Below are 15205 nucleotides of genomic sequence, written 5' to 3' on the forward strand. Positions count from 1 at the left end.
AACGATGAACGAAGATGTTCTGCTGGTCAGCCGCGAGGGGCCGGTGGCCATCGTCACCCTCAATCGCCCGCAGGCGATGAACGCGCTCAGCACAGCGCTGCGCCGGGCGCTTGCCGCCACGTTCCGCGAACTGGAGGCCGACGACAGCGTGCGCGCCATCGTGCTGACCGGCGCCGGCACTCGCGCCTTCACCGCCGGCCTCGATCTGAAGGAATTGGGCCAGCAGGGCCTGGGGGCCGCCAATGCGGAAGGCCCCGACGACAATCCGGTGAAGGCCATCGAGCAGACCGGCAAGCCGGTGATCGGCGCCATCAACGGCGTGGCCATCACCGGCGGTTTCGAGGTGGCGCTGGCCTGCGATGTGCTGATCGCATCCGAAAACGCCCGCTTCGCCGATACCCATGCGCGGGTCGGCATCATGCCGGGCTGGGGCCTGTCCCAGAAACTCTCCCGGTTGATCGGGCCGTACCGGGCGCGGGAACTATCGCTGTCCGGCAATTTCCTCGATGCCGCCACGGCCGCGCAGTGGGGCCTGGTCAATCGGGTGGTGCCGGCCGACGATCTGGTGGCCACGGCGATCAAGCTGGCGCACGACATGGCCACGATCGCGCCCGAATTTTCGCGCGCCTACAAGCAGTTGATCAACGATGGTTATGCACTGCCGTTCGGCGAGGCGATGGCGCTGGAGAACAGTCGCTCCACTGCGGCCAACGCCCGCGTCTCGGCTGCAGACGTGGAGGCGGCGCGCACTGTCGTGCAGGAACGGGGGCGCGCGCAATGACCGCCCAAGAAGACTCTGGGCCCTTCCCCGGTTTCAACAGCGACAACATCGATAACATGCTGGTCAACCCGGCCGCCTACGCCGACGAAAGCATCCACGACGCCTACACCACGCTGCGCCGCGACGATCCGGTGCACTGGACTCAGCCCGATGGTTTCCGGCCGTTCTGGTCGATTACCCGCCACGCCGATATCGTCGCCGTGTCAAAGGCCAATGATCGCTTCATCAACCGCGAACGCACCTACATCAGCCCGATCGAGGCCGAAGAATGGGTGAAGTCGACCACCGGCGACAGCCATTTGTTCCGTACCTTGGTCGATCTGGACGATCCGCTGCACATGAAATTGCGGCGGATCACCCACACATGGTTCATGCCGCAAAATCTGCGCGCGCTGGAACCGCGCATTGGGCAAATCGCCAAGGCGCATGTCGATCACATGGCATCGCTCGGCGGCACCTGCGATTTCGTCAACGAAGTCGCGCTCTGGTATCCGCTGCGCGTGATCATGATGATCCTCGGGTTGCCCGCCGAAGATGAAAACCGCATGCTGCAGATGACGCAGGAGATTTTCGGGCCGCAGGACCCCGACGTCGTCGGCCGCTCCCGAATCATCACGCAGGGGATCAATCCGGAAGCCAGCGGCAACCCGCAGGTCGATCTGTTTGCGCTGGTGCAGCAATTCTTCGCCTATTTCGGTGAGGTCATCCAGGATCGCCGCGCCAACCCGCGCGATGATCTGGCCACCGTGATCGCGCAAGGCACGGTGGACGGCGAACCCATCGGTCTGCTGGAGGCCGTTAGTTACTATGCCATCACCGTTACCGCCGGCCATGACACCACCAGCAGCAGCGCATCGGGCGGCCTGCTTCAGTTGATGCGCAATCCGTCAGAACTGGCCAAGCTGAAAGCCGATCCGTCGCTGATCCCGCAGGCGGTCGAAGAAATGATCCGTTGGGTGACGCCGGTAAAGCATTTCATGCGCACCTGTACGCAAGACACCGAAATCGGCGGCAAGACCATCAAGGCCGGCGATGGCGTCGCCCTGTTCTACTGGTCCGGCAACCGCGATGAGGCGGTGTTCGACGATCCCTTCAGCTTCAAGGTCGATCGCCCCACCAATCCGCAGACCGCGTTCGGCAATGGCGTCCACCAATGCCTGGGCCTGCATCTGGCGCGCATGGAAATTCGCGCCCTGTTCGCCGAACTGCTGCCGCGTTTGGATTCGATCGAATTGACCGGTGAGCCGAAGAACAGCATCGCCAATTTCGTTTCCGGCCTGAAAACCCTGCCGGTGCGGTACGTCTTGCGATGAAGCATGACCCGCAGCGCCTGCTGGCTGCCACCTACCCCGCGCGCGTCGAACTGCCGACGCGCTTTGGCGACATGGACGCCAATTTTCACCTCAACAATGTCGCCATTGCGCAATTGTTCGAAGAAGCGCGCGTGCAGTTCAACAGCGGCAGCGCAAGATTGTTGGGCGTGCGCCCGCGGGTGATGGTCGCCCATGTCGGCATCGATTATCTGGCGGAAGGCCATTATCCCGGCCTGGTCGCGCTGCACCTCGGCATTGCCCATATCGGCACCAGTAGCTTCAAGATGGCAATGGCGGCCTTCCAGTCCGACCGCTGTTTCGCCCTGTGTGACAGCGTTCTGGTGGTGCGCAGCCCCGAAGGCGGCGCGGCACCGCTGCCGCCGCTGTTGCGGGAACGGCTTGAGGCGCACCGCTTGCTCGGCTAAGCCGCCTGCGTTGCCCCAATTGGAGACAGACCATGGCCGATGCGCCCACGACGCTTACCCTCACCCTTGAAAGCGGGGATGTCGTCATCCGCCTGCGCAATGATCTGGCGCCCGGCCATGTCGAGCGGATCAGCGGCCTTGCCAACGAAGGCTTCTACGACGGCGTTGTCTTCCACCGCGTCATCCCCGGCTTCATGGCACAGGGCGGCTGCCCGAAGGGCACCGGCACTGGCGGATCGAAACTGCCCGATCTGAAGGCCGAGTTCTCCGACGAACCGCATGTGCGCGGCGTCTGCTCGATGGCCCGGACCAGCGCGCCGAACAGCGCCAACAGCCAGTTCTTCATCTGCTTCGACGATGCGCGTTTCCTGGACCGCCAGTATACGGTTTGGGGCGAAGTGACGTCGGGCATGGAACATATCGATGCCCTGCCCAAGGGCGAACCGCCGCGGTCGCCGGGCAAGATCATCACCGCGCGGGCGGCGTAAACGGCGAGGGCGGCAGCCCTCTTTCGCCTTGCTCAAAACAGAAAACCCCGCCGGCGCATCGCACCGGCGGGGTTTTCCGTTCAATAAATCAAGCCTTACCGGCCGGCGGGGGAGCGTCGCTGGCCTTGGCGGCGCTGCTGGCCATCGCGGGCCTGCGCCGGGCGCGGGCCTTCCGGGCGGCCACCGGGCCGACCATCCGGCCGCACCGCGACGCGCGGATCGCGCGCTGGGCGCCCACCATAGCTGGTCTCCCGGCGACCACCATTGCCACCCGGCCGACGCCCGAAATCGCCACGCTCTTCGCGCACCGGTTCCGGCGGCGCCAGCTTGATCATTTTGGCAGCCAGGCCAACCATGTCGCGGAAATCGCCGGGCAGCGCCTGCACATCCAGCGGCTTGCGAATGGTGCGCTCGATATCCTTCAGGAACCCGCGCTCATCGGGGGCGCACAGCGCAATTGCCTGGCCCTTGCGGCCGGCACGCGCGGTGCGGCCGATGCGGTGCACATATTGTTCGGGCACGTTGGGCAGTTCGAAATTGAACACATGGCTCACTTCCGGAATGTCCAGGCCGCGCGCCGCAATGTCGGTTGCCACCAGCACCGTCAGCTCGCCCGAACGGAACGCGGTCAGCGCCTTGGTGCGCTGCGCCTGGCTGCGATTGCCATGGATGGCTTCGGCCGCGATGCCGTTGGCGGCCAGCTGGCGCACGATGCGATCGGCGCCATGCTTGGTGCGGCTGAACACGATGCTGCTTGCGACATCCTCCTGCTTCAGCAGATGCGCCAGCAACGCCAGCTTCTCCGGCTGCGACACATGGATGACCGCCTGCGCCACCTTCTCCACCGTGGTCGCCGGCGGCTGCACCGCCACCTTGACCGGGTTCTTCAGATAACGCTGCGACAATTCCTCGATAGAGGGCGGCAGCGTTGCGGAAAACAGCATAGTCTGGCGTGTTTTCGGCAGCAGGCCGGTGATGCGCTTCAGATCATGCACAAAACCCAGATCCAGCATCTGATCACATTCATCGAGCACCAGCATTTCGACGTGGCCGAGATCGAGCGCGCCCTTCATCACCAGATCGAGCAGACGGCCCGGCGTTGCCACCAGCACATCGACGCCCGGGAACAGCGCACGCTCCTGCCGGCCGATCGGCACGCCGCCAAAGACTGATGTGACCGACAGCTTCATATATTTACCATAGGCTTGGAAGCTGGCAGCAATCTGGCTGGCCAGTTCGCGCGTCGGCGCCAGCACCAGGCAACGCGTGGAGATTTTCAGGCGATGCTTGGGGTTGGCAGCCAGGCGATGCAGGATCGGCAGCGCGAACGCTGCGGTCTTGCCGGTGCCGGTTTGCGCCAGGCCCAGCACATCATGGCCAGACAGCGCCGGCGGAATGGCGGCGGCCTGGATCGGGCTGGGTTCGGCATAGCCCTTTTCGGCGAGGGCACGGAAAATCGGCTCGGCAAGAGCGAGATCGGAAAAATTCATGTGTTTGGCGTCCAGATATCAGGGTGCCCGGATAGCACTGCGCCAACCGGGAGGGGGTTGACCAGCAACCCGCGTGATATGGGAAGCAAGTTTGGGGGAGGGGCCTGGAGCCAATTGCTCCGATCACGCGCCCGTCGACTGCGACTGGCTATGCTGCATTGCACCCGGAAAGTCAAATCACCCGCGTTTCAACATATAGTCCACAATGCGTTCTGCCGCCGCCTCAGGGCTTTCGCGCATCGTATCGATGCGAATTTCCGGGCGCGCCGGTGCTTCATATGGGCTGTCGATCCCGGTGAAGTTGGCAATCTGGCCGGCACGGGCCTTGGCATAAAGGCCCTTCACGTCGCGGCGTTCGGCTTCCGCCAGCGGCGTGTCGATATGGACTTCGATGAACTCGCCGGCCGGCAGCATGGCGCGCACCGCGTCGCGATCCGCCGCGAACGGGCTGATCAGCGCGGTGATCACCACCAGGCCCGCGTCGGTCATCAGGCGCGCCACTTCGCCCACCCGGCGGATATTCTCGATGCGATCCGCCTCCGTAAAGCCCAGATCCCGGTTCAGCCCGTGCCGCAGATTGTCGCCATCCAGCAGGAAGCTGTGCACGCCGATCGCCAGCAACCGCTTTTCCACCAGATTGGCGATCGTCGATTTGCCAGAGCCGGACAGCCCGGTGAACCACAGCACGGCGGCGCGTTGCTGTTTCTGGGCCGCGCGCGCCTCACGCGTCACCTCCAGCGCCTGCCAATGGATATTCTGGGCGCGGCGCAAGCCGAAGTTCAACATGCCGGCGCCCACCGTGTGGTTGGTCAATTTGTCGATCAGCACGAAGCCACCGAGCGTGCGATTGTCGGCATAAGGCTCGAACACCAGGGGACGGTCGGTGGCGATTTCCGCCACACCGATGGCGTTCAGCTCCAGGGTGCGCGCCGCCAGATGATCGAGCGTTTCCACATTCAGCACATATTTCGGCTGCTGCACAGTCGCCGACACCACCTGCGTCGCCAGTTTCAGCCAGTAACCGCGGCCGACCTTCAGTGGCGCTTCGTCCATCCAGACGATGGTGGCCTCGAACTGGTTGGCGGCCTGCGGCGGCGCATCGGCGGCGGCAATCACATCGCCCCGCGAGCAATCAAGCTCGTCCGCCAGGCACAGCGTCACCGATTGGCCAGCGATGGCCTGATCCAGATCACCGTTCATCGTCACGATGCGCGTTACGTGGCTGGTGCGGCCCGACGGCAGCAGCCGCACGGCATCACCTGCTCGGACCATGCCAGCGGCAATCTGGCCGGCAAAACCGCGGAAATCCTGATTCGGCCGGTTTACCCACTGCACAGGTAGCCGGAACGGCGCCACAGCCCGATCTGCGCCATCATCGGCGGTTTCCAGCAGCGCCAGCAAGGTCGGGCCACTATACCAGGGCATATTCGCCGACGACACGCAGACATTGTCACCACGCAGACCCGACATCGGCACCGCGCCAGCCAGCGTCACCCCGATGCGCGCGGCAAAATCCTGAAAATCCTCGACAATCTCATCGAAGACAGCTTGCGCATGCCCGACAAGATCCATCTTGTTCACCGCCAGCACCATCTGGCGCACGCCAACCAGGTGGCACAACACGGCGTGGCGCCGCGTCTGCGCCAGCAGGCCATTGCGGGCATCGACAATCAGCACCGCAAGATCGGCCGTCGACGCGCCGGTGATCATGTTGCGCGTATAATGTTCATGCCCCGGACAATCCGCGACAATGAAACTGCGCACCGCGGTGTGAAAAAACCGATAGGCGACATCGATGGTGATGCCCTGCTCGCGCTCGGCCGCCAGGCCATCGACCAGCAAGGCCAGATCAAGGTCCGCCCCTTGCGTGCCGATGCGCCGCGAATCCGCCGCCAGCGCTGCCAGTTGGTCATCCGGGATCATCCCGCTGTCGTGCAACAGCCGCCCGATCAGCGTGGACTTGCCATCATCGACACTGCCGCAGGTGATGAAGCGCAACAGCGCGCGGTCATTGGCAGCCATCAGAAATAACCCGCCTGCTTCTTCTGTTCCATGCTCGCCGCCGCGCCGACATCGATCATGCGGCCATGGCGTTCGGATGTGGTGGACGCCTGCATCTCGGCAATCACTGCGGGCAGATCGGCCGCCGCGCTCTCCACCGCACCCGTCAGCGGATAGCAGCCCAAGGTGCGAAACCGCACCAGGCGCTGCACCGGCACTTCGCCGGGCGCCAACACCATCCGATCATCATCCACCACGATGATCTGCCCGCCCCGATCTACCGTCGGCCGCGCTGCAGCCAAATAAAGCGGTACAATGTCAATGCTTTCCTGCGCGATATAGGCCCAGATATCGGCCTCGGTCCAATTGGACAGCGGGAACACCCGGATGCTCTCGCCGGGGCTGAGCCGCAGATTATACAGGTCCCACAGTTCGGGGCGCTGGTTCTTCGGGTCCCAGTGATGGGAGGTGCTGCGGAACGAAAAAATTCGCTCCTTGGCGCGGCTCTTCTCCTCATCGCGCCGACCGCCGCCGAACGCTGCGTCGAAACCATGCGCATCAATCGCGGCCTTCAACGGCCCGGTCAGCAGTGTTTCGGCATAAACATCCGCGCCGGCCGTGAACGGCGTCACCCGCGCCCGGTCCGCATCGGAGGCGCTGGCAACGATCAATTGCAGGCCATAACGCGCCACCATCTTGTCACGATGGGCGAGCAGATCGGCAAAATCCCAGCCCGACGCGATGTGCAAAAACGGAAACGGCGGCGGCGCCGGGTAAAAGGCCTTAAGCGCCAGGTGCAGCATCACCGCCGAATCCTTGCCCACCGAATACAGGAACACCGGCCGCTGCGCCTCGGCCACGACCTCGCGCATGATGTGGATGGCTTGGGCCTCCAGCGTCTGCAAATGCGTCAGGCGCGGCGATGGCTGCGAAGTCGTGAGCAGGGGACTATCCTTGATCGTGGTTTCGGCCCGTCAGCTTTAGGCGGGTGCAGCGCTGGCGCACAGCTACAAAAGCTGCGCCATCGCCAAGCTCAGCCATGGCAAGCGCCTACAACGACGACGGGCGGCGGCAAGATCGCCACCGCCCGCGTCTGCTTCCCGATCCTGTTGTCAGAAACGATAGCCGGTGCGCATCCCGAAGAACTGCGGTCGGATGGTGAAGGTGCGCGATGATCCCGAACAGATCGAGATAGAGCAGAACGTGTTGCGTGTCAGCTCGCCACGGCGATCAAAGGCGTTCTGGATGAAGACATCGAACGTCCATTTGTCCTTGCGGACCCCGGCGGCAAAATCGAACGAGATGAAGCCCGATGTGTTGCCCAGCAAATCGTTCAACGCCACGTTCAGATCCTGCGTCGCGCCGGTCTGATACAGCGCTGATCCCTGCACGAACCCGCGGTAATCGCCGATATCCGTATCATAGCGTACCGAGGTGGTACCCTTGAACTTGGGTTGGCGCGGCAACCGGGTGCCATCTTCGGCGGCAACCTGCGGCGTTGGCGGGTTGCCCGGGAAGAAGGCCCCAACGGCACAGGCAGGCGCCTGCTCGATGCTGAGATTGGCGTCGTTGCGCTGGAAGTTGCAGAAATTGCCCTTCAGCTTGCCATCATTATAGGCGCCATTTGTAGAGATGGTGAACTTGCCGAGGCGCAAGTCGGCATCGAATTCCACACCGCGCACTTCGGCGTTGCCGGCGTTGCCGGTGATACCGGCGCCCTGCGCACCGGCGACAACCACCGAATATTGCAGATCATTCCACTTCTCGAGATAGATGGCCGCATTGAAGCGGAAGATATTGCTCCAGGTCGTCTTGAAGCCGATTTCATAGTTCACCAGATCTTCGGACCGGAACGGCGCCACGGCAAAGACCTGTCCGCCGACACGCAGCGGCCGACCCTGGCCGCCTGGCCGGAAACCCGTTGAATAGTTTACATAGACCAGCTTGTTGGAAGAAACCTGCCAATCCACCGCAACCTTGTGTGTCTGGCCCTGTTCTCGATAGAGCAGCTGGTGATCGGGGCGGGCAAAGTTCGTATTCAGGCAGGTCAAGCGCTCGGTTGCCGACAAGGGCGTGGGGCAGCCGGCGGCGCCTGTCGGCACGAACAGGCTGCGAGTATTGCGCGCCGACGCAGCGACACCGGCAAAGCCGACAATATCGAGTTCCGTCCAGAAATAGCGGATCCCGCCCGTCACCTTCACCGTTGGCGTGATATTGTAATGGCCCTCGGCAAAGACGGCATAGTCGCGCACGGTGCGGTCCGTTTCCGTCACATAAAAGGCTTCCCCTTTCACCGCCGGCGTGCCCAGAATCATGCTGCCGCCCTGCGATACGGGAACACCGAAGGAGGTGGCGAAATCGGCCCGATCACCACCGCCGGATTCGGTGAAGCCGACAACATCGGCAAGACCACGGGTCGCGTAGTTGTTGTTGTTGTTGTTCTTCTGCCACTGATAAAATCCGCCAACCGTGATGTCGACCGGCCAGCTTGTCGGCGTCTTGATGCGCGCTTCCTGGGTGAAGATGCGCGTGGTGTTGTCCCCAAAATAATATTGCGTCGGGTTCAACAGGGTGGTGCAGCGCAAGGTGGCGCCGGACCCGGTGCAGCCTGACCGGTCAAAGAACTGCAGATAGGATTCATAGCCGGGACCGAAACTGTCATACGCCACCGTATAATAGGTGTAATCATTCAACAGCTTGATGTTGCGGCGCAGATAGCCGGTGGCCGACACGACCTCGAAGTCGCCGATATGGCCCTTCACGGCCAATTGGGCCTGATACCATTGGTCATCCTGGCGGGTGACATCATAATCCTGCACCTGTTGATCACCGACACGCGGATCAAAGCCGAAATAACCGCGCGCGATCTGGCGCTGGGCGGTGATCATCGGGTTGATCGTCCAGCCGTCGGCCGGCTCCCACAGCAATTGCAGACGGCCGCCATATTCATCGATGCTGTTGTAGTTGTCCTGGGCAAAGGCGGCATTGTTCAACGTGAAGCTGGTCAGCGGATTTTCATCGCCCAACGCCAGCACGGCCGGCCGGCCGTCGTTGAAGCGGCCATTGTTGGCGACATTGTCGATGTAGCCGCCTTCGCGCCGGTAATAGCCCATCGCGCGCACGGCCATCGTCTCACCCATCGGCAGGTTGATGAATCCCTGCGCCTGACCGCCGAAATCGCCGCCGCCAAACTTGTTGGCCTCCAGATCGACACCGCCTTCGAATTCGCCGAGCTTGGGCTTGTTGGTGATGATGCGGATGGTGCCGGCCAGCGAACCGGCACCAAACAACGTGCCCTGCGGACCGGACAGCGCCTCGATCCGTTCCAGATCATAGGGGTGGATGTCGGGAACGCCGTTGATGTTGATCGAAATATCATCGAGATAATAACCGACCGACGGATAGGCGCCGCCCGCTGGCACGATGCCGCGGAAAAAGACGGTGGTGCGGCCTGGCCCAAGCCCGGCAAAGGACACCGATGGCAACAACACGGCAAAATCGGTGAGGCCCTTCACCTGACGCTGCTGCAGCGTGTCGGCGGTGAGCGCCTGGATCGAAATCGGTACTTTCTGAATGCTTTGCGCGCTGCGCGTGGCGGTGACGATGATCTCTTCAAAGCCGCCACTGGCCTGATCGCCAGCCTGCGCCACTTGCTGATCCTGGTCTTCCGCCGCGGCGACACCGGCAACCGCAGGCGCCGTCAGCGCCGTCAGGACGGTGGTAACACTCAACATCCGCAGCAGATTCGACTTGGCGCTCGCGTGCATTCTCATCGACATTGTCCCCCATTGGCAGAACGACACAGGTCTTCGATCGCAGCCGATGGCCGCGTTTTGAAATATTTACAGATTTGCACCCCTGAAACCCTGACCGAGGTGCCATTTTCGGCATCTCCCGGCGAACACACCAAGTCTCTTTCGCCACCAAACTTGGCGGACGCGGATATGTGTGACAAACATGCGTCAGCCAATTGGCAAGTCAATGCCCATTTTGCCACTATACGCGAGTTGACTTAGGCTCCGTTTGGCTTTGTCAACCGGCAATGCCTGCCTGCAGGAAAGAAAAATGACCGCAGCCCGCCCAGATGTGGCGACCGACCCGCGCGAAATGGACCAAGCCCTGGCCAGCGCCAACCTTTTGCTGGACACGGACCCGCTGGCCGCGCTGGCAGCAACCGATGCGCTGCTTGCGACCGCACCCGGCCTGCCGCAGGCCGAACTGCTCGCCGGCCAGGCGCTGCGCCGGCTGGGTCGCAGCGGTGATGCGCTGCAGCGGCTCGACGCGCTGGCCGCTCGCCACCCGCGGGTGCCGGCGGTGACGTGGGAACTGGCAAACGCCGCCAGCGACCATGGCGATCATCCTGCGGCGATTCAGGCGCTGCAGCGCCTGACCGAGCAATTGCCGGCGGTGCCTGGCGGCTGGTTCATGCTGGGCCGCGAACTGCGCGCCGTGGGCCGTGATGCCGATGCGTGGCGCGCCGATCTGTCCGGCGTGAACGCGGCCACCAACGACCCCGAACTGCTGAAGGCCGCGCTGGCAATGAGCCAGGGCCAGCTTGCGGATGCCGCTGCGCAATTGCAGGCCCGCCTGGCCCGCGACGGCAATGATCCGCCTGCCATCCGTCTGCTCGGTGAAACGCTGTGGCGGCGCGGCGACATGAGCGAGGCCATTGCCGCGGTGGAGCGCGCGGTTGCGATGGCGCCGGGCTTTGATCTGGCGCGCGAATTCCTGATCCGGCTGCTGATGCAGAGCAATCGCCTGACCGACGCATTGGTCCACGCCGAGGCGCTACAGGGCTCCCCTTTGCAGGCGCCCGGCCATCGGCTGATCCTCGCTTCCGTGCTGGTGCGGCTGGGGGAGCAGGAGCGAGCGCGGGCACTTTATGAAGGGCTGCTCGCAGCCGCCCCGGCGCAGCCCTTGGTGTGGCAGAATCTCGGCCATGTGCTGAAAACCTTGGGGGTTCAGGCCGATGCGGTGCACGCCTATCGCCAGGCCGTCACCCATCAGCCGACGCTGGGCGAGGCGTGGTGGAGCCTCGCCAATCTGAAGACCGTGAAGCTCACTGCCGGCGACATCGCCACGATGAACGCCGCACTCGGCAGCCTGACTGGCCAGGACGATGCCCCGGCCGAGGATATTTTCCATCTGCATTTCTCGCTCGGCAAGGCCCACGAAGATGCGGGCAACGCGGCCGCCGCCTTCCGCCATTACAGCGAGGGAAACCGCCGCCGCCGCGCGATGATCCGCCACGATGCCGATGCCTTTTCGGCCGAAATCAGCGACACCATCGCCGGCCTGACCGCACCCCTGTTGGCCACCAGCGGCGGCTGCCCGGCCCGCGATCCGATCTTCATCGTCGGCCTGCCGCGCTCTGGCTCGACGCTCATCGAGCAGATCCTCGCCAGCCACAGCCACGTCGAAGGCACGATGGAACTGCCCGAGATGATGATGATCGGCAGCCGGCTGCAAGCACGCATCGATGACGGCGAATTCGCCAACCAGGCCGCGATGCTGGCCAGCCTCACCCCGGCCGACCGGCGTCGGCTGGGTGAGGAATATCTCGACCGCACCCGCGTTCACCGCAAGACGGACCGGCCGTTGTTCATCGACAAGATGCCCAACAACTGGCAGCACGCCGGACTCATCAAGCTGATCCTGCCGAACGCCACCATCATTGACGCGCGCCGCCACCCGATGGGCTGCTGTTTCTCAGCCTGGAAACAGCATTTCGCGCGCGGGCAAAGCTTTTCCTATGATCTTGTCGATGTCGGCCGCTACTATCGCGATTATGTTCGGATGATGGCGCACATCGAAGCCGTCATGCCCGGCGCTGTTCACCGCGTGATCTATGAACAGATGGTCGTTGATACTGAAACCCAGGTGACGCGCCTGCTGGAGGCCGTTGGCGTCGATTTCGAACCCGCCTGCCTCACCTTCTGGCAAACTGATCGCGCCGTGCGCACCGCCAGCAGCGAACAGGTGCGCCAGCCGATCTTCACCGACGGCGTCGATCACTGGAAGCGGTTTGCGGATTGGCTCGGGCCGCTCGCCGATACGCTGGGCGATGTCAGCAGCGCCTATCCGGCGGTCCCCCCCAGCCTGCGCGCTATTTGACGACCCCCGCTGTCACCAGCTCGGCGCGCAGTGCCTTGTTGTCAGCCATGCTGGCCTTGCCATCGGCCCGCGCCGCAGCCACTTCGGCGGACTTGAACGGCTTGGCAGCCTTTGCCGGCTTGCCCAGCGTCACGACATGGCTGAGGATCTCGGCAATCTCGGCATCACTGATCGATGCCATGCCTGGCATCACGCCGTTCAGCTTCACGCCATCCACTTCGATCGGCCCGGCCATGCCGCCCAGCACCACCCGCGCCAGATAACGCCGCCCCTCCGGCGTCTGCGCAATCGCGGCTGCCCGACCCGACAATTTGGGAAACTGCCCGGCCAACCCATCGCCCGTCGCCTGGTGACACATGGCACAGCGCGCGACGAACGCCGCTTTCGGATCGGCCGCCGCCGGAACGGCTGCAAACATCAAGAAACACAGAATAATTCGAGAAACCACAGCCGATCCCCGCTCAACGTCACCGCCATGCTGCGGCGCAACATCAGCGAAATACTGGACAGTCATCAAGCTTTCGTCAAGCGCCGCTCTGGACGACCTACGTCACCCGGCGTAGTCTCGGGGAATGAATGACAAGAGTGGCGACGCCGCGATCAGGACCGCGCCAATCCGTCCCGGGGTCTACACCCGCGGCGCCGAAACCGTCGAACTCATTCTCGATGCCGCACTCGCCGTGCTGATCGACGAAGGCGCCAGTGCATTCACCTTCCGCCGCATCGCTGCGCGCGCCGGCATGAAGGTCGGCAATCTTTCCTATCATTTCGCCCGCAAGGAGCTGCTGATCCAGTTGCTGCTCGATGATCTGCTCGATTACTACGAACAATTGCTCGACAACACCGCGCGCCAGCCCGGCATCGCTCCGGAAGACCAGTTGCGCATCACCATCGAAATCGTCATGGACGATATCGGCACGAAGCGCACCACCCATATCTTTACCGAGCTGTGGGCACTGGCCAATCACGATGAATTCGTCGCCGAACGCGTTGCCGCCTTCTACGCCCGTGCCCACCGCAACCTGGGTGCCGCCATCGCCCCGCTCAATCCGGCGTTGTCACCGACAGACGTCGATATCGTCGCCCGCTTCATCAGCGCCAGCATGGAAGGCACCACCATCTTCGCCGGCCATGGCAAACCCTGGGCTCACCAGATGCCGCAACTCAAGGCCATCGCAGTCACCTCTCTGCTGCATCTGGCCAAAACCATCACCCCGGCCGACATCCAGCGCCTGGGCTGAGTGGTCTCACCTACGCAATTCGGGCAAGGTGCAGCGTCTTGACGAATACTTGACGCCCGTCCAGCATCGACTGGTAAATGCGATCAATCGCCGAAGGATACGGTGAGTCGCGAGAGGGGACACAGGCGTCAGACGGATTTCGGGGGACAGGTGCGATCATGAAATCAGGCTTTTTTTCATTGCGGACCAATGGCCTCGCCAGCGCGATCCTGATCGGTACGCTGGCCGCGACTGCAGCCGTTGCTCAAGCGCCGCCGCCCAGCACCTCCACACCTGGCCTTGAGCCGGAGACCCCTTACACCAACAAATTGCCCACTGCATCCGCGCACTGGGGCTTTTTCCGGGGCGGCTGGGAAGGCGGCGGCACCCGCATTTTCGATGGCGACACCGGCAAGATGGTCGGCCAGCTCAGCACCACGCGCTGGTCAGACATCACGCTCGATCCGACGCGCAAGGCCTATTATGTCTCCGAAACCATCTGGACCAAGATCAACCGCGGCACCCGCCAGGATTTCATTGCGGTCTATGATCCGTCCACGCTGAATCTTGTCACCGAAATCCCGATGCCGGGCCGGCTGATCATCGGCGCGATGAACAATAATTTCCATATCAGCGACGATGGCAAGACGGCTTTCGTCTATAATTTCAGCCCGGCCTCGTCGGTGAACGTCGTCGATCTCGAAAAGAAGAAAATGGCCCAGGTGGTCGAACTGCCCGGCTGCGCCAGCTTCGTACCAGTGGCCGGTGTCGGCTTTTCCGCGCTGTGCAGCGATGGCACTATCGCGACCGCCAACCTGACCGGCAAGGCGCCGGTGATCACCCACACCCAGCCGTTCTTCAACGCCGCCGAAGATCCGATCTTTGATAGCTATGTCTATGATCGCGCCAAGAAAATGGCTGTGTTCGTGACCTACACCGGCCTGGTGCGCACCGCCACGCTGGGCGCTACGCCGCAGGTCAGCGACGCCTGGTCGCTGCAGGCCGCCGCCGGCCTGCGCCCCGGTGACACCAAGCCGCTGGACATCAACTGGTTTCCCGGCGGCCGGCAGATGACTGCGCTGCACCGCAAGACCGGCATGCTCTATGTGCTGATGCATCGCGGCGAATATTGGACGCAGAAGGAAGACGGTGAAGAATTATGGGTGGTGGATCTGGCCAACCGCAAGATCGTCAAACGCGTGCCGCTGAAACACAAGGGCAGCAACATCAACGTGACCCAGGATGACAAGCCGCTGTTGTTCATGGCGGCCGATGGCGGCACGGTGATCGTGATGGATCTGGCCACCTATGAACAGAAACATGAACTGGAACGTGCCGGCGGCGGCGTGATCCACACCTTCGACGGCCTGTGA

At 63.1% G+C, this 15205-nt stretch carries 12 protein-coding genes; 7 read left to right on the top strand and 5 right to left on the bottom strand.

The features are described 5' to 3' along the window. Positions 1–4 precede the first annotated feature (4 nt). Genes ACTIEZ_RS11830 through ACTIEZ_RS11845 form a run of 4 tightly spaced genes read left to right on the top strand, consistent with a single transcriptional unit; the run spans position 5 to position 3007 of the window. The gene (locus ACTIEZ_RS11830; protein WP_439546882.1) at positions 5–781 is read left to right on the top strand and encodes an enoyl-CoA hydratase; all 777 of its coding nucleotides are present in this window, start codon (positions 5–7) and stop codon (positions 779–781) included. Further along, positions 778–2094: a cytochrome P450 gene (locus ACTIEZ_RS11835; RefSeq protein WP_439546883.1), complete on the top strand. Its 1317-nt coding sequence runs from the start codon at positions 778–780 to the stop codon at positions 2092–2094. The genes ACTIEZ_RS11830 and ACTIEZ_RS11835 overlap by 4 nt, the downstream gene beginning before the upstream one ends. After that, positions 2091–2519 carry an acyl-CoA thioesterase gene (locus ACTIEZ_RS11840; protein ID WP_439546884.1) on the top strand — a complete coding sequence of 143 codons (429 nt, stop codon included), beginning with the start codon at positions 2091–2093 and terminating at the stop codon, positions 2517–2519. The genes ACTIEZ_RS11835 and ACTIEZ_RS11840 overlap by 4 nt, the downstream gene beginning before the upstream one ends. A gap of 32 nt (positions 2520–2551) precedes the next feature. After that, on the top strand, positions 2552–3007 hold the full coding sequence (locus ACTIEZ_RS11845; protein ID WP_439546885.1) for a peptidylprolyl isomerase: 456 nt from the start codon (positions 2552–2554) through the stop codon (positions 3005–3007). Between the two features lie 95 nt (positions 3008–3102). Here the strand turns inward: ACTIEZ_RS11845 and ACTIEZ_RS11850 are convergent, their stop codons facing one another. From ACTIEZ_RS11850 to ACTIEZ_RS11865, 4 genes are all read right to left on the bottom strand, one after another. Next, the gene (locus tag ACTIEZ_RS11850; RefSeq protein ID WP_439546886.1) at positions 3103–4497 is read right to left on the bottom strand and encodes a DEAD/DEAH box helicase; all 1395 of its coding nucleotides are present in this window, start codon (positions 4495–4497) and stop codon (positions 3103–3105) included. A 177-nt stretch (positions 4498–4674) separates the two neighbouring features. Continuing rightward, complete coding sequence (gene cysN / locus ACTIEZ_RS11855; protein ID WP_439546887.1) at positions 4675–6519, bottom strand: sulfate adenylyltransferase subunit CysN; 1845 nt, start codon at positions 6517–6519, stop codon at positions 4675–4677. Then, positions 6519–7442: a sulfate adenylyltransferase subunit CysD gene (gene cysD / locus ACTIEZ_RS11860; protein ID WP_439546958.1), complete on the bottom strand. Its 924-nt coding sequence runs from the start codon at positions 7440–7442 to the stop codon at positions 6519–6521. The genes cysN and cysD overlap by 1 nt, the downstream gene beginning before the upstream one ends. A gap of 168 nt (positions 7443–7610) precedes the next feature. Then, positions 7611–10265, bottom strand: coding sequence for a TonB-dependent receptor (locus ACTIEZ_RS11865; RefSeq protein WP_439546959.1), 2655 nt, complete (start codon positions 10263–10265; stop codon positions 7611–7613). A 298-nt stretch (positions 10266–10563) separates the two neighbouring features. On the opposite strand from ACTIEZ_RS11865, the gene ACTIEZ_RS11870 reads away from it, so the two are divergent. Further along, a complete protein-coding gene (locus ACTIEZ_RS11870) occupies positions 10564–12612 on the top strand; it encodes a tetratricopeptide repeat-containing sulfotransferase family protein (RefSeq protein ID WP_439546888.1) in 2049 nt (682 codons plus the stop codon). Here ACTIEZ_RS11870 and ACTIEZ_RS11875 read toward each other — a convergent pair. After that, complete coding sequence (locus tag ACTIEZ_RS11875; RefSeq protein ID WP_439546889.1) at positions 12605–13030, bottom strand: c-type cytochrome; 426 nt, start codon at positions 13028–13030, stop codon at positions 12605–12607. The genes ACTIEZ_RS11870 and ACTIEZ_RS11875 overlap by 8 nt on opposite strands. Positions 13031–13184: 154 nt before the next feature. Between ACTIEZ_RS11875 and ACTIEZ_RS11880 the strand changes: the two genes are divergently transcribed. Together ACTIEZ_RS11880 and ACTIEZ_RS11885 are read left to right on the top strand one after the other, a co-directional pair. Next, positions 13185–13853, top strand: a complete 669-nt coding sequence (locus ACTIEZ_RS11880) for a TetR/AcrR family transcriptional regulator (protein WP_439546890.1) — start codon at positions 13185–13187, stop codon at positions 13851–13853. A 158-nt stretch (positions 13854–14011) separates the two neighbouring features. Further along, on the top strand, positions 14012–15205 hold the full coding sequence (locus ACTIEZ_RS11885) for an amine dehydrogenase large subunit (protein WP_439546891.1): 1194 nt from the start codon (positions 14012–14014) through the stop codon (positions 15203–15205).

This window comes from Sandarakinorhabdus sp., from assembly GCF_051860625.1.
Lineage (GTDB): Bacteria > Pseudomonadota > Alphaproteobacteria > Sphingomonadales > Sphingomonadaceae > Sandarakinorhabdus.

What these genes read in the sequence shown, in the direction of transcription:
- ACTIEZ_RS11830 (WP_439546882.1), top strand. Translation starts at nt 5, where the DNA reads ATGAACGAAGATGTTCTGCTGGTCAGCCGCGAGGGGCCGGTGGCCATC.
- ACTIEZ_RS11835 (WP_439546883.1), top strand. Translation starts at nt 778, where the DNA reads ATGACCGCCCAAGAAGACTCTGGGCCCTTCCCCGGTTTCAACAGCGAC.
- ACTIEZ_RS11840 (WP_439546884.1), top strand. Translation starts at nt 2,091, where the DNA reads ATGAAGCATGACCCGCAGCGCCTGCTGGCTGCCACCTACCCCGCGCGC.
- ACTIEZ_RS11845 (WP_439546885.1), top strand. Translation starts at nt 2,552, where the DNA reads ATGGCCGATGCGCCCACGACGCTTACCCTCACCCTTGAAAGCGGGGAT.
- ACTIEZ_RS11850 (WP_439546886.1), bottom strand. Translation starts at nt 4,497, where the DNA reads ATGAATTTTTCCGATCTCGCTCTTGCCGAGCCGATTTTCCGTGCCCTC.
- cysN (WP_439546887.1), bottom strand. Translation starts at nt 6,519, where the DNA reads ATGGCTGCCAATGACCGCGCGCTGTTGCGCTTCATCACCTGCGGCAGT.
- ACTIEZ_RS11865 (WP_439546959.1), bottom strand. Translation starts at nt 10,265, where the DNA reads ATGCACGCGAGCGCCAAGTCGAATCTGCTGCGGATGTTGAGTGTTACC.
- ACTIEZ_RS11870 (WP_439546888.1), top strand. Translation starts at nt 10,564, where the DNA reads ATGACCGCAGCCCGCCCAGATGTGGCGACCGACCCGCGCGAAATGGAC.
- ACTIEZ_RS11875 (WP_439546889.1), bottom strand. Translation starts at nt 13,030, where the DNA reads ATGTTTGCAGCCGTTCCGGCGGCGGCCGATCCGAAAGCGGCGTTCGTC.
- ACTIEZ_RS11880 (WP_439546890.1), top strand. Translation starts at nt 13,185, where the DNA reads ATGAATGACAAGAGTGGCGACGCCGCGATCAGGACCGCGCCAATCCGT.
- ACTIEZ_RS11885 (WP_439546891.1), top strand. Translation starts at nt 14,012, where the DNA reads ATGAAATCAGGCTTTTTTTCATTGCGGACCAATGGCCTCGCCAGCGCG.